At 64.1% G+C, this 24,127-nt stretch carries 26 protein-coding genes and 1 tRNA gene; 5 read left to right on the top strand and 22 right to left on the bottom strand.

Annotated elements, in window-relative coordinates; all coding sequences use genetic code 11:
* Nucleotides 1–84: 84 nt before the first annotated feature.
* From KY496_RS11280 to KY496_RS11265, 4 genes are all read right to left on the bottom strand, one after another.
* Nucleotides 85–441 carry a YciI family protein gene (locus KY496_RS11280; protein WP_219864780.1) on the bottom strand — a complete coding sequence of 119 codons (357 nt, stop codon included), beginning with the start codon at nucleotides 439–441 and terminating at the stop codon, nucleotides 85–87.
* Between the two features lie 151 nt (nucleotides 442–592).
* Nucleotides 593–2,425, bottom strand: a complete 1,833-nt coding sequence (locus KY496_RS11275) for a PhoH family protein (protein WP_219864779.1) — start codon at nucleotides 2,423–2,425, stop codon at nucleotides 593–595.
* 263 nt (nucleotides 2,426–2,688) lie between these two features.
* Nucleotides 2,689–3,153 (bottom strand): peroxiredoxin, encoded by a 465-nt coding sequence (locus KY496_RS11270; protein WP_005666093.1) that lies wholly within the window; start codon nucleotides 3,151–3,153, stop codon nucleotides 2,689–2,691.
* A 188-nt stretch (nucleotides 3,154–3,341) separates the two neighbouring features.
* Complete coding sequence (locus KY496_RS11265) at nucleotides 3,342–3,716, bottom strand: Mth938-like domain-containing protein (protein ID WP_005666095.1); 375 nt, start codon at nucleotides 3,714–3,716, stop codon at nucleotides 3,342–3,344.
* Between the two features lie 131 nt (nucleotides 3,717–3,847).
* Here KY496_RS11265 and KY496_RS11260 point away from each other — a divergent pair, with 131 nt between their 5' ends.
* Both KY496_RS11260 and KY496_RS11255 read left to right on the top strand, forming a co-directional pair.
* Nucleotides 3,848–5,071, top strand: coding sequence for a pyridoxal phosphate-dependent aminotransferase (locus tag KY496_RS11260; RefSeq protein ID WP_184239804.1), 1,224 nt, complete (start codon nucleotides 3,848–3,850; stop codon nucleotides 5,069–5,071).
* Nucleotides 5,072–5,110: 39 nt separating this feature from the next.
* Entirely contained in the window at nucleotides 5,111–6,430 is a 1,320-nt protein-coding gene (locus KY496_RS11255) for a homoserine dehydrogenase (RefSeq protein WP_005666099.1), read from the top strand.
* A 57-nt stretch (nucleotides 6,431–6,487) separates the two neighbouring features.
* On the opposite strand, the gene KY496_RS11250 is transcribed toward KY496_RS11255, so the two are convergent.
* On the bottom strand, nucleotides 6,488–6,667 hold the full coding sequence (locus tag KY496_RS11250) for a hypothetical protein (protein ID WP_005666101.1): 180 nt from the start codon (nucleotides 6,665–6,667) through the stop codon (nucleotides 6,488–6,490).
* Nucleotides 6,668–6,934: 267 nt separating this feature from the next.
* On the opposite strand from KY496_RS11250, the gene KY496_RS11245 reads away from it, so the two are divergent.
* The 3 genes from KY496_RS11245 (at nucleotide 6,935) to KY496_RS11235 (ending at nucleotide 9,428) form a co-directional block, all read left to right on the top strand.
* On the top strand, nucleotides 6,935–8,824 hold the full coding sequence (locus KY496_RS11245; protein ID WP_219864778.1) for an MFS transporter: 1,890 nt from the start codon (nucleotides 6,935–6,937) through the stop codon (nucleotides 8,822–8,824).
* Between the two features lie 90 nt (nucleotides 8,825–8,914).
* Nucleotides 8,915–8,991: transfer RNA gene (locus tag KY496_RS11240), tRNA-Pro, on the top strand.
* A 116-nt stretch (nucleotides 8,992–9,107) separates the two neighbouring features.
* The gene (locus tag KY496_RS11235; RefSeq protein WP_219864777.1) at nucleotides 9,108–9,428 is read left to right on the top strand and encodes a hypothetical protein; all 321 of its coding nucleotides are present in this window, start codon (nucleotides 9,108–9,110) and stop codon (nucleotides 9,426–9,428) included.
* Between the two features lie 7 nt (nucleotides 9,429–9,435).
* Here KY496_RS11235 and KY496_RS11230 read toward each other — a convergent pair whose 3' ends face one another.
* From KY496_RS11230 to KY496_RS11150, 17 genes are all read right to left on the bottom strand, one after another.
* Nucleotides 9,436–9,789 (bottom strand): hypothetical protein, encoded by a 354-nt coding sequence (locus KY496_RS11230; RefSeq protein WP_219864776.1) that lies wholly within the window; start codon nucleotides 9,787–9,789, stop codon nucleotides 9,436–9,438.
* 107 nt (nucleotides 9,790–9,896) lie between these two features.
* A complete protein-coding gene (locus KY496_RS11225; protein ID WP_219864775.1) occupies nucleotides 9,897–10,094 on the bottom strand; it encodes a hypothetical protein in 198 nt (65 codons plus the stop codon).
* Nucleotides 10,094–10,489 (bottom strand): DUF1353 domain-containing protein, encoded by a 396-nt coding sequence (locus tag KY496_RS11220; RefSeq protein WP_219864774.1) that lies wholly within the window; start codon nucleotides 10,487–10,489, stop codon nucleotides 10,094–10,096. Before KY496_RS11220 ends, KY496_RS11225 begins: the two co-directional genes overlap by 1 nt.
* Nucleotides 10,490–10,585: 96 nt before the next feature.
* The gene (locus tag KY496_RS11215) at nucleotides 10,586–11,047 is read right to left on the bottom strand and encodes a D-Ala-D-Ala carboxypeptidase family metallohydrolase (protein WP_219864773.1); all 462 of its coding nucleotides are present in this window, start codon (nucleotides 11,045–11,047) and stop codon (nucleotides 10,586–10,588) included.
* Nucleotides 11,048–11,052: 5 nt separating this feature from the next.
* Nucleotides 11,053–11,298 carry a hypothetical protein gene (locus tag KY496_RS11210; RefSeq protein WP_219864772.1) on the bottom strand — a complete coding sequence of 82 codons (246 nt, stop codon included), beginning with the start codon at nucleotides 11,296–11,298 and terminating at the stop codon, nucleotides 11,053–11,055.
* 136 nt (nucleotides 11,299–11,434) lie between these two features.
* Nucleotides 11,435–13,570 (bottom strand): hypothetical protein, encoded by a 2,136-nt coding sequence (locus KY496_RS11205; protein WP_219864771.1) that lies wholly within the window; start codon nucleotides 13,568–13,570, stop codon nucleotides 11,435–11,437.
* Nucleotides 13,570–14,817: a hypothetical protein gene (locus KY496_RS11200; RefSeq protein ID WP_219864770.1), complete on the bottom strand. Its 1,248-nt coding sequence runs from the start codon at nucleotides 14,815–14,817 to the stop codon at nucleotides 13,570–13,572. Before KY496_RS11200 ends, KY496_RS11205 begins: the two co-directional genes overlap by 1 nt.
* Before the next feature lie 9 nt (nucleotides 14,818–14,826).
* Nucleotides 14,827–16,134 (bottom strand): hypothetical protein, encoded by a 1,308-nt coding sequence (locus tag KY496_RS11195; RefSeq protein ID WP_219864769.1) that lies wholly within the window; start codon nucleotides 16,132–16,134, stop codon nucleotides 14,827–14,829.
* Between the two features lie 33 nt (nucleotides 16,135–16,167).
* Complete coding sequence (locus KY496_RS11190) at nucleotides 16,168–16,437, bottom strand: hypothetical protein (protein ID WP_219864768.1); 270 nt, start codon at nucleotides 16,435–16,437, stop codon at nucleotides 16,168–16,170.
* Nucleotides 16,438–18,003 (bottom strand): hypothetical protein, encoded by a 1,566-nt coding sequence (locus KY496_RS11185; protein WP_219864767.1) that lies wholly within the window; start codon nucleotides 18,001–18,003, stop codon nucleotides 16,438–16,440.
* A gap of 7 nt (nucleotides 18,004–18,010) precedes the next feature.
* Nucleotides 18,011–18,529 carry a hypothetical protein gene (locus KY496_RS11180; protein ID WP_219864766.1) on the bottom strand — a complete coding sequence of 173 codons (519 nt, stop codon included), beginning with the start codon at nucleotides 18,527–18,529 and terminating at the stop codon, nucleotides 18,011–18,013.
* Nucleotides 18,526–19,383: a hypothetical protein gene (locus KY496_RS11175; RefSeq protein ID WP_219864765.1), complete on the bottom strand. Its 858-nt coding sequence runs from the start codon at nucleotides 19,381–19,383 to the stop codon at nucleotides 18,526–18,528. Before KY496_RS11175 ends, KY496_RS11180 begins: the two co-directional genes overlap by 4 nt.
* Before the next feature lie 17 nt (nucleotides 19,384–19,400).
* Nucleotides 19,401–20,036, bottom strand: a complete 636-nt coding sequence (locus KY496_RS11170) for a hypothetical protein (protein WP_219864764.1) — start codon at nucleotides 20,034–20,036, stop codon at nucleotides 19,401–19,403.
* An 8-nt stretch (nucleotides 20,037–20,044) separates the two neighbouring features.
* On the bottom strand, nucleotides 20,045–21,769 hold the full coding sequence (locus tag KY496_RS11165) for a glycoside hydrolase family 55 protein (protein ID WP_219864763.1): 1,725 nt from the start codon (nucleotides 21,767–21,769) through the stop codon (nucleotides 20,045–20,047).
* 7 nt (nucleotides 21,770–21,776) lie between these two features.
* On the bottom strand, nucleotides 21,777–22,094 hold the full coding sequence (locus tag KY496_RS11160; protein WP_219864762.1) for a hypothetical protein: 318 nt from the start codon (nucleotides 22,092–22,094) through the stop codon (nucleotides 21,777–21,779).
* A gap of 49 nt (nucleotides 22,095–22,143) precedes the next feature.
* Complete coding sequence (locus KY496_RS11155; protein ID WP_219864761.1) at nucleotides 22,144–23,088, bottom strand: DUF5309 domain-containing protein; 945 nt, start codon at nucleotides 23,086–23,088, stop codon at nucleotides 22,144–22,146.
* 9 nt (nucleotides 23,089–23,097) lie between these two features.
* Nucleotides 23,098–24,045, bottom strand: a complete 948-nt coding sequence (locus tag KY496_RS11150) for a hypothetical protein (protein ID WP_219864760.1) — start codon at nucleotides 24,043–24,045, stop codon at nucleotides 23,098–23,100.
* Nucleotides 24,046–24,127: the final 82 nt, after the last annotated feature.

Here is a 24,127-nt window from a genome sequence, read left to right as displayed (position 1 = left end):
GTGGTGGTGAGTGGCCCGCGGCGGCAGGCCTTCATGGTCCACGACGAACGGCGCTCAGCGTATTCGACAGCCCTGAAAAAATAATCACCGCATGAAGCAGGGCGCCAGTGCGCGCACTTCGACCGTGGCCCATGCGGCGGCCGGGCACTCGGCGGCGAGCAGGACCGCCTCGTCGCGCGAGTCGACGTCGACCAAAAAGAACCCGCCCACCATTTCCTTGGCCTCGGCGAACGGGCCGTCGACGATGCGCGGCTTGCCGGCGGGGACGGTCACCCGCACCGCGCTGTCGAGGGATGCGAGCGACTCGGCCGCCAGCAACAGGCCGCGCTCCTTCAGGTCTTCTCCCCAGCGCAGCATGCGCTCGTAGGCGGCGCGTCCTTCGGCGTCGCTGCGGGTGGCGCGCTGGCCGATCGGCTCGTGGATGAGCAGCATATGGGGCATAAGGTCTCCTTTGGGCGGGATCTGTCTGGACGCGTGGACGGCATGGCCGACCACCCTATGGTAGCGCTGTTTGCGGTTCAGGCAAAAAAACGCCCGCCGGTGAGGGCGGGCGTTTGGCGGCACTGCCGCCTCTTGCAGGCGGCCTGCGGCGTTACAGCACGTCGCTGGCGTGGTCGGCCAGGCGCGAGCGTTCGCCGCGCGCCAGGGTCACGTGGCCGCCGTGGCTCCAGCCCTTGAAGCGGTCGACCACATAGGTCAGGCCGCTCGAACCCTCGGTGAGGTAAGGCGTGTCGATCTGCGCGATATTGCCCAGGCACAAGATCTTGGTGCCGGGACCGGCGCGCGTGACCAGGGTCTTCATCTGCTTCGGCGTCAGGTTTTGCGCCTCGTCGATGATCAGGAACTTGTTCACGAAGGTGCGGCCGCGCATGAAGTTGAGCGACTTGATCTTGATGCGCGAGCGGATCAGGTCTTGCGTGGCGGCGCGGCCCCAGTCGCCGGCATCGCCGTCCGACTTCATCAGCACCTCGAGGTTGTCGTCGAAGGCGCCCATCCATGGCGACATCTTCTCTTCTTCGGTGCCCGGCAGGAAACCGATGTCCTCGCCCACCGGCACCGTCACGCGGGTGACGATGATCTCGTTGTAGAGCTTGGTCTCGAGCACTTGCGCCAGGCCGGCCGCCAGGGCCAGCAGGGTTTTGCCGGTGCCGGCCTGGCCCAGCAGGGTGACGAAGTCGACCTCGGGATTCATGAGCAGGTTGAGGGCGAAGTTCTGCTCGCGGTTGCGCGCCGTGATGCCCCAGACGTTGTTCTTGTTGTGGCTATAGTCGCGCAGGGTCTGCAGCACGGCGGTCTTGCCGTTGATCGACTTGACCTGCGCGTACAGCGGCGACTGGCCATCCTTCGGCTCGAGGAACAGGAACTGGTTCACCAGCAGGGTCGGGATCAAGGGACCGGTGACGCGGTAGTAGGTCGCCGAGCTGCCGTTCTTGTTTTCCTGCCAGGATTCGACGTCCTTGCCGTGCTTGTCCCAGAAGTCGTCCGGCAGCTGGACGATGCCCGAGTACAGCAGGTCGGTGTCTTCCAGCACGTGGTCGTTGAAGTAATCCTCGGCCGGCAAGCCGATGGCGCGCGCCTTGATGCGCATATTGATGTCTTTCGACACCAGCACGATGGCGCGGCCCGCCATCTGCTGCTCGAGCGCGCGCACGACGCCCAGGATCTGGTTGTCGGCCTTGCCCGACGGCAGACCTTCGGGCAGGGCGGCGCTGTTCAGGCGGGTCTGGAACAACAGGCGGCCCTTGGCATCCTTGTTGCCCAGCTTGGACAGCGGGATGCCGGACTCGATGGCGTCGTCGTCGACGTTGGCGATCAGGGCGTCGAGCGTGCGCGAGACCTGGCGCGCATTGCGCGCGACTTCGGACATGCCCTTCTTGTGGTTGTCCAGCTCCTCGAGCGTCATCATCGGCAGGTAGACGTCGTGCTCTTCGAAGCGGAACAGCGAGGTCGGATCGTGCATCAGCACATTGGTGTCGAGCACGAACACCTTGGTGGCGCCGGAGCGGTCGGCCTTGCGGCTGGTGGACGACTTGATGGTGACTTCGACCGGCTTGTGCTTGGCCGGATGCGGTTGATCGGCGTCGGTCTCGCGCAGCCTGGCTTGCGCAGGGGCGGCTCCAGGCCAGTTCTGCTTGCCTTGCTTGGCGGTCTTGCGGGCCGGTTGCCCAGCCTGTTCGGCGACGGCTGGAACGGCTGCGACGGGTTTGGCAGCCGCGGGCGCTTGCGCCGCGGCCAGGGTGTCTTGCGCCTTGCGGCGTGCGCGCGATTTCGGCGTCGGCACGGCCTGGCCGCTGATCAGGTCTTCGACGTCGTCGTTGGCCTGGGCCGAGACGGGACGTACCGGCGATTTGCCGGGTTCGGCCTTCGGGTAATCTTTTGCCAGCAGCATGGTCGCTGGCTGGGTAGGCATCTTTGGCAGTGGCATCAGGTTCTCAATCTAAAAAAAGTCTGGATGGCCGTGCGCGCGCGGGCCACGTGGCGCGCTGCCGCACGGAGTCGATGCTACTAACGGGAATGGCGGATGAGCCGCCGGGGTGATTGCGAGGAAAAATGTCTGCAGTACGGCCGAGCCCGGAAATGCTCCGGCCCGGCGGGAAACCAGATTGGAAGAATGTGGATGAATTACGGGTTGACTCAAAATAAGGGGTAGCGATCCAGCAGGTTGAACAAACTGGAGCCATCCGTAATTCAGGGCTGGCTCTTCAAAAATTCCAGCACTTCGGTGACGTGATCATTGACTTTCACGCCACGCCATTCTTTCACCAATCGGCCTTGAGCGTCAATGACAAACGTACTGCGCTCGACCCCACGCACTTGTTTGCCATACATATTCTTCATCTTCATGACATTGAATTGCGTGCAGACGGTTTCGTCCGGATCGGAGATCAGTTCGAAGGGCAGGCCCAGCTTGGCCTTGAAGTTCTCGTGCGAGCGCAGCGAATCGCGGCTCAGGCCAACGATCTCGGCGCCCAGCGCCTGGAACTCGGGCCAGGCTTCGCGAAAGGCGATGCTCTCGGTGGTGCAGCCCGGCGTATTGTCCTTGGGGTAGAAGTACAGCACGGTGTACCTGGCGGGACGGCCAGCCAGCTCGAAAGTCTGGCCACCGGTCATCGGGGCGGAAAATGGGGCGATGGTTGCTTGGCTCTCGGCCACGGGCTTCTCCTGGGCAGTGACAGCGCGCTGCGCTGCAAATATTAACCTCCCGGCGCATGGTGGCGGGGAGCGGCACTGGCATGATAATCCGGCGGTGCCACCTGCCGCTAGTGCTCCGGCTGGCCAGAATCACACTATTTACCCCGATTTGGAAATGTTTCTGGAGATTTAAGATCCGGCTAACGAAATCAGGCGCCGATAATCAGGGCCAGCGTTACCTTGCGTCCTTCACCCATCAGCACGTTATAGGTGCGGCAGGCGGCCTGGCTGTCCATGCTTTCGACGCCGACGTGCATGGCCGACAGGCTGGCTACCAGGCGCGGGTGCACGAAGCGCTGGCGCTCGCCGGTGCCGAGGATGACGACGTCGGGCGCGTCCTTCGCGATTTCTTCGAAGTGGGCGGCGGTCAGGTCGTCGAAGCGGGTCACGTTCCACGGCCGCGGCGGGATCTCCGGGAGCACCGTCAGGCTGTAATTGAAGCGTTCGGCATTGATTTCCACGCCCGAGGCGTCATAGCCGGTCACGGTCTGGTATTGTTGGGTGTTGTCGGAATGAAGCTTCATGGCGTTGGCTGAATCCGGTGGGCTGGCAAAGGCCCATTGTAACCGGATCGGCAAGGTTGCCTAAACGGGGCGCTTTCGGCAGAATGGTATTTTTCGCACTGCAACAGAGCACGCTCACATCTGAGGAAATTTTGAGACCGATCGCCAAATCCAACAAGCTCGACGACGTCTGCTACGAAATCCGCGGGCCGGCCCTGGACGTGGCGCGCCAGATGGAAGAAGACGGCCAGAAGATCATCAAGCTCAACATCGGCAACCTCGCCGTGTTCGGCTTCGATGCGCCTGACGAGATCGTCAGCGACATGATCCGCAATATGCATGGCGCGGCCGGCTATACCGATTCCAAAGGCATGTTCGCGCCGCGCAAGGCGGTCATGCATTACACGCAAGAGAAGAACATCGCCGGCGTGGGCATGGACGACATCTACCTGGGCAATGGCGCCTCGGAGCTGATCGTGATGTCGATGCAGGGGCTCCTGAACAACGGCGACGAAGTGCTGGTGCCGGCGCCCGATTACCCGCTGTGGACCGCGGCCGTGAGCCTGGCCGGCGGCGCGCCGGTGCACTATGTGTGCGACGAGCAGTCCGGCTGGCTGCCCGACATCGAGGACATGCGGCGCAAGATCACGCCGAACACGCGCGCGATCGTCGTCATCAATCCGAACAACCCGACCGGCGCGCTGTATCCACGCGAAGTGCTGCTCGACATCATCGAGCTGGCGCGCCAGCACCAGTTGATCGTCTACGCCGACGAGATCTACGACAAGACCCTGTACGACGGCGCCCAACACGTCTCGATCGCCTCGCTGGCCGACGACGTGCTGTTCGTGACCCTGAATGGCCTGTCGAAGAACTACCGTTCCTGCGGCTACCGCGCCGGCTGGATGGTGGTCTCGGGCGAGAAACGCCACGCGAAAGGCTATATCGACGGCCTGAACATGCTGGCCTCGATGCGCCTGTGCGCCAATGCGCCGGGGCAGTTCGCCATCCAGACCGCCCTTGGCGGCCACCAGAGCATCAACGACCTGGTGGGGCCGGGCGGACGCCTCTTGAGGCAGCGCGACCTCGCGCATAAATTGCTTACCGATATACCGGGCGTGTCCTGCGTCAAGCCAAAAGCCGCGCTCTACATGTTCCCGCGCCTCGATCCGAAGATGTATCCGATCACGGACGACCAGCAGTTCATCTGCGAACTGCTGTCCGAGGAAAAAGTGCTGCTGGTGCAAGGCACCGGCTTCAACTGGATCGCCCCGGACCATTTCCGGCTGGTGTTCCTGCCCAATTCCGACGACCTGACCGACGCTTGCGGACGCATCGCGCGCTTCCTCGACGGTTACCGACGACGCCACGCCTGAACCGGACGGGCGTCCTGACCATCAAGAGATACAGATTTTATGAAACCGATTCAAGTTGGCCTCCTGGGCATCGGCACCGTGGGTGCCGGTACCTTCAACGTCCTTCAACGCAACCAGGAAGACATCCGCCGCCGCGCCGGACGCGGCATCGAGATTGCAATGATTGCGGCGCGCAATATTGAACGCGCGCGCGAAGTGACCGGCGGTGCGGTCGAGATCGTGAGCGACCCGTTTGCGGTGGTCAACCATCCGGACATCGACATCGTCGTCGAATTGATCGGCGGCTACGAACTGCCTCGCGAGCTGGTGCTGAAGGCGATCGCCAACGGCAAGCACGTCGTGACCGCCAACAAGGCGCTGCTGGCGCTGCACGGCAACGAGATCTTCGCCGCCGCCCAGGAAAAGGGCGTGATGGTGGCCTTCGAGGCGGCCGTGGCCGGCGGCGTGCCGATCATCAAGGCCCTGCGCGAAGGCCTGACCGCGAACCGCATCGAATCGGTGGCCGGCATCATCAACGGCACCACCAATTTCATCCTGACCGAGATGCGCGAGAAGGGTCTGGATTTTGCGACCGTGCTCAAGCAGGCGCAGGAGCTGGGCTATGCCGAGGCCGATCCGACCTTCGACATCGAGGGCGTCGATGCGGCCCATAAACTGACCATCATGTCGGCGATCGCCTTCGGCATTCCGGTGCAGTTCGACAAGGCCTATGTGGAAGGCATCAGCCAGCTGCAGGCGGCCGACATCCGCTACGCCGAACAGCTCGGCTACCGCATCAAGCTGCTGGGCATCACGCGCCGCACCCATACCGAGTCGGGCGAGGGCGTCGAGCTGCGCGTGCACCCGACCCTGATCCCGGCCGCGCGCCTGATCGCCAATGTCGAAGGCGCGATGAACGCGGTGCTGGTGCAGGCCGACGCGGTCGGCGCCACGCTGTACTACGGCAAGGGCGCCGGATCGGAGCCGACCGCATCGGCCGTGATCGCCGACCTGGTCGACGTGACCCGCCTCCTGACCGCCGACCCGTACAGCCGCGTGCCGCACCTGGCGTTCCAGCCGAACCAGATGACCGACGTCGCGATCATGCCGATGTCCGAGATCACCAGCAGCTATTACCTGCGCGTGCACGTGCAGGACAAGCTGGGCGTGATGGCCGACCTGACCCGCATCCTGGCCGACGCCGGCATCTCGATCGACGCCGTGCTGCAGAAGGAGCCGGGCGACCAGCTTGATATCGACATCATCATGCTGACGCACCAGACGCGCGAAAAGAACATCGACGCGGCGATCGCCAAGATCGAAGGATTACCGGCGGTGATCGGCAAGGTGACGCGGATTCGCCTGGAAACGCTGGGCTGACCTGACCGGCCATGCCACTGGAGCCGCCGTTGCCCGTGCTGGGCAACGGCGGTTTTTTCATGGCGGCGGCATGCCTTCATGGGCCAGCAACGTCGCTGGATACGGCTCGAAACGGCGCGGCAATTCCTCGTCATCGTCGAGGAGGGCGGTGGTGAGGAGCAGCAAGTCCTGCTCGATGTGCTCGAACAGCGCATTGGCAACGCTGGCGTAGCTGATGTGGAAGTTGGCGGAAGTCATCCGCGGATTCTACCTGCGCTGCATTGCACCAATGTGCCAGATCAAGCCCAATTTGACCGGCTTCAATCGTCAATCGCCCGCATGGCACTGTTTCGGTGCGCACGCTTGCCGTCGGCCGCGGTTTGTGCTCGCGCAAATGCTTCGTACTGTAGAGCAAGACCGGCGGTATTACATGCGGATACGCAAGCATGAATGTGAGAAACAGCGTTTGTTCCGCCATGCCTGCCGTTGTACATTACGCACTCCATCACAGCCGAGCTTTCGAGCATGAGCCAACCGAATCAGTTTTCCCTGCTGACCCAGCGCCGTTTCGGCCCGTTCTTCTGGACCCAGTTCCTGGGCGCCTTCAACGACAATCTGTTCAAGACCGCGCTGCTGGTCGTCATGACCTATGATGCGATCAACTGGACCACGCTCGATCCCTCCCTGCTCAACAACCTGATCCCGGGGCTGTTCATCCTGCCCTACGTGCTGTTCTCGGCCACCTCGGGCCAGATCGCCGACAAGTTCGACAAGGCGAAGCTGGCGCGCATCGTCAAGATCGCCGAGATTGCGATCATGCTGGTGGCCGGCATCGGCTGGATGACGCACACGCTGTGGCTCCTGATCGCGGCGGTGATCGGCATGGGCATGCATTCGACGCTGTTCGGTCCGGTGAAATACGCGTATCTGCCGCAGAACCTGAAGCCCGACGAGCTGGTGGGCGGCAATGGCGTGGTCGAGATGGGGACCTTCGTCGGCATCCTGCTGGGTGAAGTGGCCGGCGCGATCCTGGTCGGCTACAAGCCCAACGGCATCATGCTGGTGGCCGGTGCAACCTTGCTATTCGCCGTGCTGGGCCTGGCCGCCGCCTGGCGCATTCCGCCATCGCCGGCGCCGGCGCCCGAACTGCGCATCAGCCGCAATTTCATCGCCGAATCGTGGCGCAACCTGGCGTATTCGCGCCAGAACCGCACCGTGTTCCTGTCGATGCTCGGTAATTCCTGGTTCTGGTTCTATGGCGCCTTGCTGCTGGCCCAGTTCCCGGTGTTCTCGAAAGACTATCTGATGGGTGACCACAGCGTGTTCGTGCTGCTGCTGACCGTGTTCTCGCTCGGCATCGGGCTCGGCTCGCTGCTGTGCGAGCGCCTGTCGGGCCACAAGGTCGAGATCGGCCTGGTGCCGTTCGGCTCGATCGGCCTGTCGGTATTCGGCATCGACCTGTATTTCGCCAGCGAAGCCTTTATTGCCAGCACGACGGTGGTGGACTGGACCGGCCTGCTGAACCAACCCGGCGCCTGGCGCATCCTGGGCGACCTGGTGATGATCGGCGTGTTCGGCGGTTTCTTCATCGTGCCGCTGTTCGCCCTGATCCAGACCCGCTGCGACCAGAAGCACGTGTCGCGCACGATCGCCGGCATGAACATCCTGAACGCGATCTTCATGGTCGCATCGGCCGGGGTCGCCATCCTGCTGCTGGGGCAGGGCTTCAGCATCCCGGAACTGTTCCTGACCACGGCCCTGCTCAATGCGGTGGTGGCGGTGTACATCTTCTCGCTGGTGCCGGAATTCCTGATGCGCTTCCTGGCCTGGCTGTTGATTCACACCGTGTACCGGGTGCGCACCATCGACACCGCGCGCATCCCGAGCGAAGGCCCGGCGGTGCTGGTGTGCAACCACGTCAGCTACGTGGACGCGATCGTGATCAATGCCGCCAGCCCACGCCCGATCCGCTTCGTCATGGATCACCGCATTTTTAAAACGCCGTTCCTGCGCTGGATTTTCCGCGCGGTGAACGCGATCCCGATCGCGCCGGCCAAGGAAGATCCGTGGACGATGGAAAAGGCGTTCGTCGACATCGCCCATGCGCTGCATGATGGCGAGCTGGTGTGCATCTTCCCGGAAGGGCGCCTGACCTCGACTGGGGAGATGAACGAGTTCCGCCACGGCATCACGAAAGTCATGGAGCGCAGCAAGGTGCCGGTGATCCCGATGGCGCTGCGTGGCCTGTGGGGCAGCTGGTTTACCCGCGACAAGAGCAATCTGTTCGAGCGCAGGATTTCGCGCGGCATGCGCTCGCAGCTGGCGCTGGCGGTCGGCCAGCCGGTCGCGCCCGAGCTGGCGACGCCGGCCTACCTGCAACAGCAGGTGATGGCGCTGCGTGGAGAGTGGAAGTAGAGCCTGCCAAACCCTGTCCAGTGAAGATCTTGCACGGTATGGCAAAAACGCAAGATTTTTTCGCTGGCTCTGATATAATTATCGACTAGTCGGGGCGTAGCGCAGCCTGGTAGCGTACGTGCATGGGGTGCACGGGGTCGGAGGTTCGAATCCTCTCGCCCCGACCAATAGAATCAAGAGCTTACAGCGACAGCTGTATGGGAGAACAGCACTGTATATTAGATGTTCATCTAATACGCAGTGCTTTTTTTTCGGCTATTCACTTATCTACATGGGGAATGTAATGAATATTGAAGATTTTGCACAACCTCCCAAGTCAGCGGAAGAGCAAGCCGAGGCCGACAGAAAGTTGACTGAAACGCTCAATCAAGCGGTCCGCAGATATGCCGGGACATCGTTTCCAAAGTTTTCGGATCGTGTTCTGGAGCCGGCAAGGGACCACGGTGCTGAACGCATGCGCACCCTGCTAGAGGAAGCTCGTAAGGAGGGTGTGCTGGAAGGGTTTGGTATTGCACTGGCTCTGTTCAAGCGAGTTGGCCAGCGTGAGGCGCTTGAGTCGCTTGAAAAGATGATCGAGGATCTTGAGGTTGGGGATAAGGGCTGAGCCCGACCTATTCGAATCGCACCGACCATTCCTGAACATAGGCCCGCCGCTGGTCACCCTGTGGCCATTCCTCGCCCTTGAGCAGCATGCCAGGGCCATGCATAGTCGTCAGCTCTGCATGATGAAGCAGAAGGAGTGGATCGGCAACTTGGTTGTTTGGCTGCTGCAACTGAGCAATCCGTACGCCGGCCACGGTATGGACAACAAACTCGCCTTCGACCGGAATAGCCGAGGCGATTTGCTGGTCGGACAGCCGTCCATTTCGTTCTCGAAGTCGTTTCACTTTGGCACGCATCGCCGAAGTGTAGCACTGTTGAGCAGCGTCACCGCCGGCCGGCCGCCGCCTGCGATCATCGGCCATGGACAAACGAACCGATGTGCAAACGGCGATGCTGGTCGACCGGGCGGTGATAATGGCGATCGCCGAGGGCGCCTGCGCGCTGCATGAGCAGGGCATCCCCTTCGACCTTACCTGGCGGGTGCTGCTGCAGCCGGAGCGGCGTCGAGCGGCTCGCCCAGTAGTCGCTCCATCATCGCCTCGCCCGGCGCCGGGACTTCGCCGCCCGCGATGACGACCAGCCGTGGCCCGGCGTCCCTGCGCTCCTGCCGGACGGTCAGGACGTGCCCGCCGCCGCCCGGGGTGAGCGCATAGATGTCGAACTCCATCACGGCGCCGCCGCTACGTTCGCGCCGTAGCGGGAGCCGCCGAACAGCTGCACCGCCAACACCATGGCAGCGCGACGCCAGCGCGCCACCCCGCAGGCCTCCAGCGCCTCGCCGTATACCAGGTCGGCCAGGTCGCGCGTCACCAGGGCTTTCTCGTAGAGGAAGTCGTGCACGACGGCCGCCTCGTCGCCCACGCCGCCGAACAGCCAGTATGTGAGCGGCGCGCGCGGGACGCTGGCGAAGTCGGTGACGAAGCCGGTAGGCACATGGATCTGGCGATCGAGCAGGATCGACTCGAACACCAGCGGCGAGAGCAGCAGCCGGTCGGCACTGGCCAGGCCTACGCGGTCGGTGCGCAGGGTCGACAGGAACCGCGCCTTACCGCGGGGCTGCATTGCGCACCTCCTCGCCGGTGTAGGTGCCGCTGCACTGCAGGACCAGGTTCGAGCAGCCGGCCAGGGCGAGCAGGGCGGCGAGCAGCAGGATGCGTTTCATGCGATTTCCTTAGTGGTGGAGAGAGGGAGGCCCTTGGTGTAGGCGGTGCGGCCGCCGCCGAAGTGCGCTGTGAGCACCTCGCGGCGCGGTTTTCCGGCCGACAGCCCGAGGTGCACCCAGGTGCCCTCGAAGATCAGCTGGTCGAACACGATGTCGCTGGCGGCGATCCGGCGCGCCAGCTCGACGGGTGTGATGCCGTTGCACGAGAAGTCGGCGGCGAGGCCGCGCATGTGCGCACTGGTGGCGCTGCCGCCGATGGCCTTGTTCAGCGCCTGCGAGCGGTAGCCGCTGGAGACGAGGACCGCACGGCCGACCAGCGCGCGAACCTGCTCGAGCGTCTCCGCCAGCCGGGTGAGGTTGCGCGTCTCCTGAATGTTCGGACGATTGTCGATGCCGCGGTGTGCGGCCGTCTGCGACGCGGTCAGTTCCTGCAGTGTGAAGTGGGGCGTCAGGTGCATGATGGTCAGCCTTTCAGGTGGGAGATGAGCCAGGTGATGCCGCTGCCCAGGGAGCCGGCGGCGCCGCCGATCAGCATCAGGGTGCGCCAGCCGCCGCGGGCCTCGGCCAGCTGGGCCAGCACCAGGTCGACCTTGCGGTCGAGTTCGGCGTTCGCGGTACGCAGTTCGGCTACGGCCAGCTTGAGGTGGGCGACTTCCACCTGGATGGCGGCGACGTTGATCGCGTTTTGTTGTTCGGTCGTGGTGGTCACGTGGACCCTTTCAGGAAATAAAAAGGCCACCCGAAGGTGGCCGTATAATTGTTGAAACTTCTTGGGGTAGCGAATGCACTTCGATCCGATTCAGCTGGGCGCGATGCTCGCGTTCATCTTCAATGCCTGGTGGGCGTCACGGCGTAAGTAGCCGGCGCCGCCGATCCTCCTCCGTTTCCGTTCCCATGAATGCCGCCGGCGACAGCAACAGGCCGCCTTGCCCGGCCGGTACCGCCTGACGTGGCCCGGCCAGCGTGCGCGGCACATCGAGCGCCCGTCCCGACTGGAAGCCCACCTGGATGTTCTGCAGCGGCTCGCCGATCGCGGCCTGGCCGAATGGAATTTTCGACAGCACCGACTGGCTCAGGATGCGTTCCGCGAGCCCGCCCAGTGCGCCGGCCGTGTTCGAGTTGTTCACCGCGGCGCCGGCCGGCTGGAACTGCTCGTACCGCGACACACGGCCCAGGGCCTTCAGCTGGTTGATCTCGTCCTGCTTGAAGAACAGGCGCAGCTTGCGGTCCCCAATCGCATCGAGCGCCTTGGTGTACGCCGCGCTGCTGAAGTTCCCCACCTCGTCGGCTTGGCCATTCAGGGCCCGGCCTTTCAGGTGGCCCAGGATCTGCTCGCGCACCGTCTGCATGGCGTCCGGACTGGCCTTGATCGAGTCGCGCATGCGCGCCACGCTCAGCAGGCTGGCGTCCTTGCCGGTCCCGACGATGAACTTCTGGACGAACTGGTCGGGCTCGACGCCGTCGCGCACGGCCTGCAGAGCCGGGGTGCGGTCGACGATCCCCATCCATTTCCGATTAAGCGTCCGCGCACGGTTGAACGCGTCGATCGCCTCCTGGCCGATCTGCTGGCCAGGCTGCAGCGGGGCGTCGTCCAGCGCCGTGCGCACCAGCGAGAGCGCCTTGCGTTCGGCCATGTCGGTGGTCGAACGCTGCAGGTCGCCGATCCGCGTCTTGAACTGCTCGGCCACATCGACGGTCATCGGCATTTCGCCGGTGGCCGCCTTGTTCAGCAGGTTGCGCACGTCACCGGGGAGCTTTCCGCCCAGCAGCGCCTCGTCGAGCAGGTCGTTCGCGCGCTGCGTGAAAGCGTGCGGATCGAGCAGGGCGCTACGCCCATCGGCCGCCCGAGCCGCGGTGTAGCGGTCGCCGATCAACTGGCGTGCACGCGCGTCACGTCCGGCCAGCGCGCCGATGATGCGCTGGCCGCCGGCGTAGGCGTCGTCGGTTGCATCCGCGCCAAGGCTGTTCAGGCCGGCGGTCAACTGGCGGTTGTTCCGGTTCTCGGTCTGCCCCAAAAACTGCGCGGTGGTGTCCTTGCTGTTCACGCCCAGCTTCGCCAGATTCTTCTGCTGGGTGACCACGGCCGGATCCAGCGTCAGACCGGCGGCCGTCGGCGTCAGCCCGGTCAAGCGGTAGTCGGCCAGGCGCCGGATTGCGTCGGGCGACACCTGGTCGCTGGTGCGGAAGGCCGCGGCGACGTCGTTGCGGATGCTCTGCGCCACCTGGCGCGGCAGCTCCTCGAGCTTGATGCCGGAATCCTGCAGCGCGTTGTTGATCGTGATGTTGATCTGCTGGGTTTGCTCGGGCGTCGGCGCCGCCGGCCGGGCATGGCGCGCCACAGCCGCGGCCGCGCGCTGTGCGCCACCGATCGCCGCCGGCGCCGCCACACCAGCCGCCAGGGAGGCGACCAACTGCGCGCCGTCGCCGCCGCCAGTCTCGCGCGTGTAGCCGCCGGCAAGGCCTGCCGCGCCGGCCGACGCCAGCTGCTGGCCAGGATTCGACGCCAGCAGCCGCGCGACGGCCTGCGGCACGCCCGAGGTGGCTTCGACGGCCTTCGCTGCGCTGCCCAGCATACCGGCGCCGCCGGCGACCAGCCGCGAGGCATCGCCAACGATGCGCTCGGTCGACGTGCGCGGCTGCGGGAGGCCAACCAGGTCAGCGACTGCCGCGCCGGTGCGCGCGGTCGGCTTGTTGCCCAGGATCGGGCTGGCCAGCGTGCGCAGCGGGTTGCCGACGAAGGAATCGAAGGCATCGCCGACACCTTCCAGCGCGTGGCGCGCGGTCAGCCCGACCTGGCGCGGGACGTCGGCCAGCGCATCGTCCAGGTCTTCGCCGAATGGTTTGCTGCGCGCTGGCGCCGCGCCTTTCTGCTGGCCGAGCTGCGCCGCGATGGCCTGCTGCGCCTGTTCGGGAGTGGTCCCTTCCGGAACCTCGAACCGCGCGATCCGGCCATCGGGCATTTCAAAACGTGCGATAGGCATTATTCGAATCCTAGGAATTTGATGTCACCGGCACCGCCACTGGACTCGGCTGGGGTGTCTGGCACATATTTCTTGTACAGTGACTTCAGAGTAGTGAGTGCCGCCTTTTTGGTGGCGTACGGCACGGTCGGGTCACCGATCTGTGCTGCCATCTGTTTGTACAGCGCGACGTCCATATTCGACTGTGGGCCCTCCATGCGTGGCTGCGCCATCATCAGGTTGCCTTCGAGGACGCTTAATTGAGCGATATTCTGCGCACCCGGCGTTGCGTGGCCATACCAGCGCGCAGCGTGATCAGCAGCAGCCCCCAGATAGGAGCCGGTCGCGCCCTTGATGAGCTTTTCCGCATCGGTGATTAGCGGCATCAGGCTCTTCGCCGCCGCCTCTTTTTTGGCCACTGTTTCACCCAGCACGGGCCGACCATTCATCATTACGGAACGCGCCTGGCCGGTACCCTTATCCACCAGCATTGGGCCCTGCACCGGATCGTTGACGATCTGGGTGCGCTGGCCCATACGGTTCACATCGTTCGCCTCGCGGGCACGCTGGTCGGTCATGTTCTGGCCGCGCTGTTGCGTCCAGGACGACAGTTGCGCATCTGGCGACACCGAATTGTCCAGCGAGCTCACCAGGTTTCCGGTGTAGTCGTCCACGAAGCCCGTCTTGCCGCCAAGGTTCACGGTCGACAGCTTCTCGCGCGGCTTTACACCGTCGAGCTTCCGGATGGAGCCGTCCTTGGCCACCAAGTACTGGAACACGTTGCCCATGTCGTCGGTCGCGACCTGCGGCTTTGTGTCGAACTCGGGCCCGGCCTTGGCCAGAGACCGCTTGATTTCCAGCGCGCGCAGCGGGTTGATCTGCATCATCGCGGCGACATAGGCGTCTGGATCGAACTGCTGCGGGAACTCGCCGATGCGCGCGGCATTCTCCGCTGTCGGCCCGCCGGGCAGGGCCGCAGCCTGCTGGCCAGGCGTCCGGATAGCACCGCGCGCCGCGGCCAGCTCCTGCTCCTGCATGGCGCGTGCGCGATCTTGGGCCGCCAGGTCCGCCTCGGCGCCACGGAACTGCAGGTCGCGTGCGCGCGCCAGCTGCGTCGCTTCCTGGCCAGCCTGCAGCCCGCCGCCGAGGATCTGGCCAAAGCTGGTCGGGCGGAACGATGGGCCCGAGGCCTGGAGAATCTGCGCCGTCGCGGCGAGCAAGCCCTGGGCTTGTGGGCTGCCGCCGAATAGGTCGAGTAGTCCTGCCATATCGATTCCTTAGAAGCCCGCACCGATGGTGCCCGGGCCGAAGAGAGAAGAAAAGCCACCGCTGCCGAACATGCCGGCAAGCTGGCCACCCAGCATCGCACCGCCGAGCGCATTGCCGCCCTGGTTGTTGTAGACCGGCTGCGTGTTGCTGCTCGAGCTATTCGCGCCCAGATACGGCGCCAGCAGCGAATTCACGCCCTGCGCGCGGCCCAGGCCCCAGTTGTCGTTGGCATTGACCTGGTTCGACGCGTTGCCGAGCAGGCCCGACAGGAGGCCGGCGCCCGCGAGGCCTGCGCTCGTGTTCTGGCTGTTCGTCGCCAACTGCGACTGCTGATTGGCCAGGCCGGTCTGCTGCTGGAGGCCGGCGTTGAACTGCTGGTTTTGCTGGGCAAGGCTGGCATTCGTCTTGCTGGCGTCGAACGAGTTTTGCACATTCTGCATCTGCGCCTGCTGGGCGTAGGCCGCATTCTGTTGTGCGACGCCGTACTGCTGCGCACCGAGACCCTGGGTGGCCGCGAGCTGGCGGTTGCGATCGGCGTCGTAGGCGCCGGCCTGCGCCGCCACGGCGGCATCGGTGTTGTTCTGGCCGAACTGTGACGCAGCGCGCGCCAGGTTCGTGTTCATGCTGTCGATCGCCTTGCCCTCGGCGATGCCTTGGCGCGAGCCACCGAACTGGCCAGCCAGCACCGAGTTGCCCCGGATGCTGCCCAGCACATCCTGGGTAGCCGCCTTCGCGTCGGTGACCATGTTGCCGAAGGCGTTCGAGCTCTGGTTGATACCTTTTTGAATCGAACCCGTGAGGTACGGATTCGCCCCAGGAGCGCCATTGATCAGGCTGTTGTAGGAGCCGGACAGGTCGATGTTGTTCTGGCTCGGCGCCTGCACCTGGGTGCCGACCGCATACGCCGGCAGGCTGGCCGTGGCGCCGGCGGATTGCGCCGCTTGCATCGATGGCGCGGTATTGCCCTGCATCGCGCGCATCGCTGCTTGTCGCGCCTGGTCGAGATCTGCGCCGCCGTAATTGCTCAGGTAGTTCGCGTTCGCATTGGCGAAGTTGTTCGCCGCGTCCGATCGCGGCTGGTTCATGAAGCCTTGGTATTGCGAGAGCAGGCCTTTGTTGTCGCCGCCATTCCCGAACAGCATTTGCTCGATGCGCGGATCCAGCTGTTGCTGCTGGGTGGTGGTGTGCGACTTCGGCTGGCCGCTGCCGCTGGCCAGGCCACCGAGCGCGCCGCCAATAGCGCCGCCTACCGGGCCGCCGATGATGGTGCCGGCGATGGGCGCGGCGATGCCCACGAGGTCTTTCAAGAAGCCCATGATGTTCCTTTCAAAGGGTGATGCGGCTGGGTGTCAGCCGAGGTAATTCCAGGTGTTGTTTCCGTATCGGTACAGGCCGGCGCCGCTGCCGGGGTCCCACATTTCTCCGTCGGCGTTGCGCAGCATCCCGTCGCGCGGCTTCGCCGGCGCCGCGTACACCACCGGCAGGAAGCCGTCCGACACCGCGTCGAGCGCGGCCTTCAGCCGCAGCAGCTCTTCGCGCAGGAAGCGCTGCATCTGCGCCGGATCCGCTGGCGGGTCGCCCGGCTGGTAGCTGACTGCATTCGTGCTTGCGTTGCGCATCTAAAATTCTCCGGCGTCATCGATCAGGAGTGAAAATCCGTCCAATTTCCAGCTGAAGGCGGTACCGGTCTCGAACCGAATCGCCAGATAGCGGCCCGAGATGAACCGGTCCAGCTTCAGGCTGGTGCCGATCGTGAAGGTGATCGGCTTCGCCCACTTCGGTTCATCGTCGGGCCCGTTGGCCGCGCCCAGCCGCACGATCACCGTGCCGCCGCGGTTGCCAGTGATGCGCGGCCGCACGCCCGACACGATCTTGATGCGCTCAGGCGCGCCGAACGACAGGCCGCGTCGCTCGAGGTAGGCGTCTGGCAGCGCACCGTCGAACGACGTCGACGCGTCGAGCAGAAACAGCTTCGTGTCAGCGCTGCCCATCATCACGCGCGCTGTGTCCGGCGTGAAGTCAGGGCCGTTCCATGCGGTCAGATCGGTGTCCCACGGAGCATCGTCCTGGTTCCAGTTGCCGGCCAGTGAGTTGTCGACCGGGCCGTAGGCCGCGTGCGTCACGTTCGGCAGGCTGCGGAAGCTGACCGTGCCGTCGACGTAGTTGTAGACTAGGGCCGTGTCGCACCAGGTGGCACCGATCGAGGGATAGGCCACCAGGATCTCGTTCAGGAACGGGTTCTTGAAGACGAACACCTTGTCCTGGTGCGCCACGTCGATATCCTGGAAGAAGAACCTGCGCGCCTTCTTGTCCAGCACCGACCGGGCCGAGAATCCGTCGTGCTGCACGATGTCCGAGCCGGTCACGGCGAAGTGCATGGCGCCGAAGCCGGCCTCGAACTCGACCGCGCAATTCATGTTCAGCAGCCCGCTCATGCCCGACACCTTGCGCGGCTTCAGGATGAACTGGCCGCCGATGTAGTCGATCGCGTAGGTGCTGGCCTCCTTGTAGACGATGAAGCTGTCCTTCAGGCCCAGGCCATCCACGATCGGGTCTTGACCCTCGGCCAGGTCGAACTCGCCGGCGTCCTGGGTGAAGTCGGCTTCGTCCCAGGTGGTGGGCAGTGAACCGGCCACCGCCAGCGACGACCACTTCACCATGTAATCGAGCCGCGCACCGCCCCGGGTGATCCCGAGCGCGATCAGCATGTTCTTGTACTGGCGCAGCACCTTGCACGACGTCGCCGCCGGCCAGGCCGGCAGGTCGACAAACTTGTGCGTCAGGTCCGTGTCCCAGTACATCGGCGGCTTGCCGTCGCCGGCGTTGAGTACCGGGATCCCGCCGAACACGCAGCCCGACCAGGCGTTCACCTTACCGACGCGCGCGGTGGCGTGACTGATGTTCGTGTGCACGGATGCGCCCGAGGCATTGGACGCGGCGAACTGCTTGCCAGCTGTTGCATACAGCCAGTAGCGCGAGCCGGCGACGTTCGCCTGCAGCAGGAACTGCGGCGGCTCGGGTGGCGTCAGGTACACCTGGCCATGGCCGAGGAACTGCAGCGCCGCGCCATCCAGGAAGCGGATGTTGCGCGCGTCCGACCACGCGCCCTGCGGCAGCTCGGCGGCCGCGATGTCGCGGACCACGCCGATTGCTCCGACGTTGTCGAATTTGATTGGATTGGCCATGCGGCCCTCACAGGTAGTAGGTGACCGTGACCAGGCCGCCGGCCGGGACCACGATGTTGTAGCTGGCGCCGCCGGTGACTGGCACGCTGGGGAGCGACGTCTTCGCTGGCGCGGTGTCGCCGTAGCTGCCCGGGAAGGTTTTTCCGAGACCAGTCGCAGATGTCCCGGTGGTGGGCGGCTTGTTCTCGGTGTATGACGCGTCCGAATAGATCATGCACTCCTGCACCGAGTTACCAGGCGAGAAAATGGTCTCCGGCTCGCAGTACGATCCTGGCATCGAGCCAAATCCGTAACCCAGATCGGTATCAGTCCGGCGGTAGACGTAGTCGACATACCGGTGAATGACCTGAGTTCTACGGTACCGTCTGACCGTGCCCGAGAAGCCATCCGTACCACGCGCTCCATAGCCGGAGATGCTCACCGACGAGACGCCAGCCGGCACGACCAGCGGCCCGTTCTTGTCGAACGTTGCGGTGACCGGCTGCGCGCGCCGGCTGAACGCCAGGGCCATGAGCCAGGCCTTCATGCCCGCTTCCCGTAGATGACGCCGTCGCCCAACGAGTACAGCACGACCCGCCCGCGCCCGGCAGCCGGGAAGGTGATGCCAGACTGAGCGAAGTTGGTGGTCTCGGCGCCGTCGGCCTTGATCCAGGTGATGCCGGTGGTGGTGAGTGCGATGGTGCCGTAGTTGGTCAGCTCGAGCAGCACGCCGGCGAGGCGGCCAGCAGGGAAGCCGGTAGCGGTCAGCGTGTGCTGGCCGACAGCCTTGATCTTCTGGCCGTCGCCCTTCCTGTGGTCGATGACGGCGGTGCCGCTGCCGACTTCGCCGTTGTCGAACACCGGGTCGCCGCGGCCGTCCAGGCCGATCCATGCGCCGACGCCGTTCTGGCTGGCGAACACCTTGCCGTTGTTGGCCGGGTCGTTCACGCCCGGCACCGTGCCCGAGATCACCAGCTGGTCGACGTAGTTCTGGGTCACGTTGTCAAGGCGGAAGCGCGTGCCGTCGTAGAACGCGGTATAGAAGCGGCCGGCAGTCAGGTCGCCAGCCACCAGCGGCACGCCGGCAACGCTCACCACTTCCTTGGCACCCAGGCCCGAGATATTGAGCGTGGTGGCGCCGGTGTTGCTGGCCGTCGGGACGAATACAGCGAGCATCTTGGCTGAGTAGGCCAAGAGCGGCTGCGCGGGCGTCAGCGTGTATGTGTTCGCTGCGCCGCCGTCGGCGCCGGTGACCAGGATCGCGCCTAGGAAGCCCGCGAAGCTCTGGCGCAGGCCCTTCTTGATGTTCCGGACGTGGTCATCGCCTTCGCTTTTCGGCTCTGCGCCAGTGGGCATGGCCGGATTCAGGTCGCCCAGGTAGGTAACGTTTTCTACTGCCATGATCTGTCCTTCGTGGGTCAGGTGGGCGCGCGCAGGGACATGGTCCCCGGCGCTTCCCAGTCGTTGGTGTCGAGCGCGGCGATCGCCACGTTGTATTTCTGATCCCAGACCGCGTGGTTCGGGTAATCGCGGATGTGCAGCAGGGCCTCGCACATCGTGGCGGCCAGGTACACCTCGGGGTGCTGCTCGATCAGCCAGTTCGTGCCCGCCGAATCGGCCAGCGCCGGCACGGTCGACCGCACCACCGCCGATAGCGTCACGACGGACTGCGGCGCCGGCCCCAGGTACAGGGCCGAACCGATCTGCGTGTAGTGGCGCGGCTGTCCGCCGCCCTGGTCGCGCGCGTACTGCGTGTTGAACTGCGCAGGCGACATGTAGTCGACCGTGCCGATGCCAGGAATCGACAGGGCCTTGATCGACAGGATCGGCGTCGGCAGGGCGATGAAGTTCGCGCCTTCCGTCGATGACAGCGTGGCGATCGCGTCCTGCAGCTGCGCGCGCAGGTCGCCGTTGATGCGCTTCTCGGCCAGCATCACGAAGTCGGGCAGATCCTCGCCCAGGTCGTCGCGGTGAAGCCGGCGCGGCACCACGTCGAGCAGCCAGGCGTAATCCCGGCTCGCGTTGGTGCCGATGGCGGTAACGATGATGGTCATGGGGTGCCTTATGCGGTCGTGGAGTCGGTTACCAGGCCATAGCTGGACAGCGCGGCGATCAGCGATTGGAGCGCAGCGTTGCCCGCGCGCGAACCAGATACTGTCGGTTTTGCAATCGGGTTCGCGCCGTTGAATCCCACGGTTGTGTCAAAGCGGAACGGCGAGCCAGACCGGACCAGCCCGGCTCCCGAGGCGCGGAACAGCAGGCTGGAATCTGCGTCAACGTTGCTGAAAGCGGTTATTTCGACACGCTTGGATGCCGAGGATGTGCCGCTAACAATGGCGCGATGCGTCGCGTCTGTGTTCTGGCCGCTGACCTCGAGGTGAACACTTGCGCCACCGTTCGTCGTAAAGACGTGTCCCGCCGCACCTTTCGATCGGTAGTTGATCTGGATGTTCGGCGCGAAGCCTAGGGCCGCCAGCGATGGATTGCCAGTATCCGACGCATCAGCAATAGCGAGCCGATTTATTAACTCATTGCCCGTGCCGTTCTTGTAATTGACGCCATAGCGCATATTCGAAGCTGTGGCGCCGACCGAAACCGGCATGTCGTAGAAGTGGTTGCCCTCGATTGCCCCGCCGTTGATTTGTTCGATTACATATCCGCCTGCGATTCCGATGTAGTTCCCGATGACCCGCACTGCGTACGATGGCGTACCGTTCATCTTGAAGATCGAGTTACTGATTTGCTCGATGTAAGTGTTCGACAAAGTAAACGCCGTATTTGCCTTTAGTCCGATTGCCTGGTATCCCACTTCAAAATCGCAACCGTCGATCAGGAAATTCTCAGTCCCGAACTCTGTGAAGTCGACCATTGGCTTTGCAGCGCCTACGCCGCAGTTGTAGATCGCGGTGTCGCGCAGGGAGCAGTTATGTGCCATTCCGTTGAAGCGGAAGGCAGAATCGCTGCAGTTGCCGACGTACATGTCTTTCATGCACACGGCGAAACTATCGTCGAACTGCATACCAACAGTCATGCCGTTGATAAGGATCTCGCGAAATGTCCAGGCCGTTGCGCCGATTGCGTCGATACCCATTGCGGTGCCACTGGTCGGCGCCACAATCTGGAAATCCTGCATCACGGACAGGTTGGAATCGACGCCACCTTCAATCTTGATGACGGCCGCACCGGCAAGACCATGCGGGATGAGAACGCTACCGCAGCCCGCGCCACCAATCCCGATGCGCTTATTGCCCACCACCAGCGAGGCGGTAATTTTGTACTTTCCGACCGGAATCAGGATGCCGCCCCCAAATTGCAGCGATTGCACATGATCGATCGCCGCTTGAAGCGCCGCCGTATCATCAGCCACGCCATCACCGACTGCGCCGAAATCCTTGACGCTCACCGTGTCCCGTAGCTTGTTCTCGACCGTGCGACCTTGCGCGCCATCGCCGTCGGCTTGGAAGCCCAGGCGGCTCGCGGCGGTCGGAACTGCTGCCTGCGCAAGAGTGAGAGGCGGGTCGTCATCCGCGTCGTACAGCTCGATCTTGCGCGCCGCCGTCTCGATCTGCGCGCCGGCGAAGGTCAGCGTGTAATCGCCATTGGCCGCCTTGAATCCGAAGTAGCCGTTCGCGTCGGTGGTCAGCGGGTTGGCCAGCACGGTCGACTCGTCGTCAGCGTAGAGCGTGGCCAGCAGGCCATTCTTCGCGGTCACGGTGACCTGGACGCCCAGCATGGGCTGCAGCGCGCCGCTGACGCGGGATGCTAGGTTTTCTTCGAATTTCAGCATGTTGGCCTCAGATGGACTTCTTGTCGATGACGAAATAGGAGTTGTCGGGGTCACGCAGGAAGCGCGTCATCAGGGCTGCGTCGTTCATCACGTCCCCGAAGGTCTTGCCGCGCGCACGTGCCCAGGCATCCATGACCGTGATCGGAATCGATGCAGTGTGGCTGTCCCCCATCCCGGTGCGGTGGAATCCCTCGTTGTGGAGCGCCTTTGCGCGCTCGAGCACGCTTTTCACGTTGGTGACGGTCTCGATAGCGCATCGCCCGTCCTGATCTTCATGTAGGTACTTGGCGGTTGCGCCGTCGAAGCCGATAAGTCGTTTGCCCATAAAAAAACCGCCCGGATTGCTCCGAGCGGCCCATTGGTTGCTGGCCGTATTACGGCGCTGGTTGCAGATCGCGGATCACGCCGGAGGCTGCCTCGTTCTTGCACTTGAGGGTCCATTCGGTGTTGATCAGGCGCTTATGGCTGTCGCCAGTGATCGCCAGGTCCTTACCCTTCATCGGACGCAGGGTCATCAGCGCGAACATGCTGGTGTCCAGCAGGAACACGTCGCGGTCTCGTTGATGACGGCTGTTGATGATCGAGTAGCGGCCGAATGGACCGACGTACACTTCGACGGTCGCGTGCAGGGTCTTGTCCTCGGTCTTGTCGAACTTCGTCGCACCGCCGGTGAAGCCGTCGACGGTCGAGCGCAGGGCGGCCGGCACGAACAGGCGATCAGGATTGCCGCCCGAGGTCCAGCACTTCTGCGCGACGTCCTTCAGCATGGCTTCGGTGAAGGTGCGCAGCGTGCCATCGGTCGGCGCCGTGTTGGTGTCCGGGTCGGGGTTGACGCCGGTTGCGCCGAAGTTCGCGTTGGTTTCCAGCCAGCCGAGCACGCCGCGCGCTTGTGGAGCGACACCCGCGGCAGCCGCGATAGAGGTGGTGTTCTGCATCGCGCCGAATTCCACGTCCTTTTTTAGCTCCACCATGATCTTCGCGTCCTGGTAGGCGATTTCCGACTTGCGACCAGCCTTCTGGACGGCTTCCTGGGTGCCGGTCACAGCATAAGTGTCGTCCGAGATTTGCGTGCGGTTGCCCACGCGCTTGGTGGGGGTGCGGGTGGCCGGCGCGGCCTCGTTGCCCTGCTCGCGCTTGTTGTTCGCCGCCGCGCGCAGGCTGTCGGTCTGCCATTCTTCGAGCACGCCGTTTGCTTTTTCCTTGCCGATCATGGCGAGGAACGGGGTTTCTTCCGGCGAGATGTTGTAGATGTCGTTTGCCAGTTGCTCACGCAGGCCGGCTGCGCTGAAAGTGGCCATCGAGTTTGCGAGTTGTGCCATGGTTCGTCCTTAAAGGGTGGATTGGTAGAGTGCTGCGAAATTCGCGAGCGACTTGTTTTTGCTATATGCCTTGAGTTTCTGCTCGACGCCGGTTTCAACCGGAGTTGCGGCCTGCTTGGCCGGCTTCACCGGCGCCGCCTTTACCTTGTTGACCGCGCCGGGCGCCTTGGCCTGCAGCGTCTTGTGCTGCATGGCGTCGTGCACCAGGCGGACGAAGCGCGGGTCGGTGATGCGCCCCAGCTCCTGGTCGGTAAAGCCGTAGTCCCGGGCCGTGGTGCTCAGCTTGCCGAGCATTTCCTGGTTAAAGCCAGGGATCGACGTCTGCAGGTCGGACAGCATGCGCTGCTGGGCCTGCTGGAACTGCTGTTGCTGCTGGGCCTGCTGCTGTTGCTGCGCCTGCTGCACGCGGCCGGCGACGGCGCCGCGCGTGTCGCGTAGCTGCTGCAAGTGGGTCATGACGTCGATGTAGCCGGCCGGGTCGCTGTTGCGGTCGATCGTGGGGATCGCCTGCTCGAGCGCTGCGATCTGCGCGTTGACGGCATGCAGCTGACCCAGGTCGGCGGCGAAGGTCTCGGCCACCTGGTACTGCTGCTGGATGTGCTGGATGGTCTGGTCCCGCTCCTGCGCAAACGTCTGCGTCTTGTGGCGGTAGTCCTGGTCGCGCATGTAGCCGAGCTTCATCTCGGCGACGGGGACTTCGAATTTCTCACCGCTCGCGGTCTCCCAGCTCACAACGGTGTCGTCCAGCGATTCCGGTGCGTTGGCCGGTTGATCGCCTTCACCCTCGACGGGCTGCTGCTGGTCGCCTTCCTGCTCGGCCTGGCCATCAGGATCGCCGCTTTGCGCCTCCGCGTCGGGTTGGGCGTGGTCGGGATCCGGCTGGTCCTGCGAATCGTCCGCCTCGAGGGCGGCCGCGAGCTGGTCGATGCTGGTGATGCTTTCGGTTTCTGCTGCCATTGCTCATCCTTCCAAAGGAATGTGACTCCCAAACAAAAGCCCGCGCGTGGCGGGCCTTGGGTTGGTCTTTTCTCGGGTCGCG

Source organism: Massilia sp. NP310, from assembly GCF_019443485.1.
Lineage (GTDB): Bacteria > Pseudomonadota > Gammaproteobacteria > Burkholderiales > Burkholderiaceae_D > Telluria > Telluria timonae.
The sequence above is the reverse complement of the archived record's forward strand: the minus strand, read 5'-3'. Positions and strand labels throughout refer to the sequence as shown.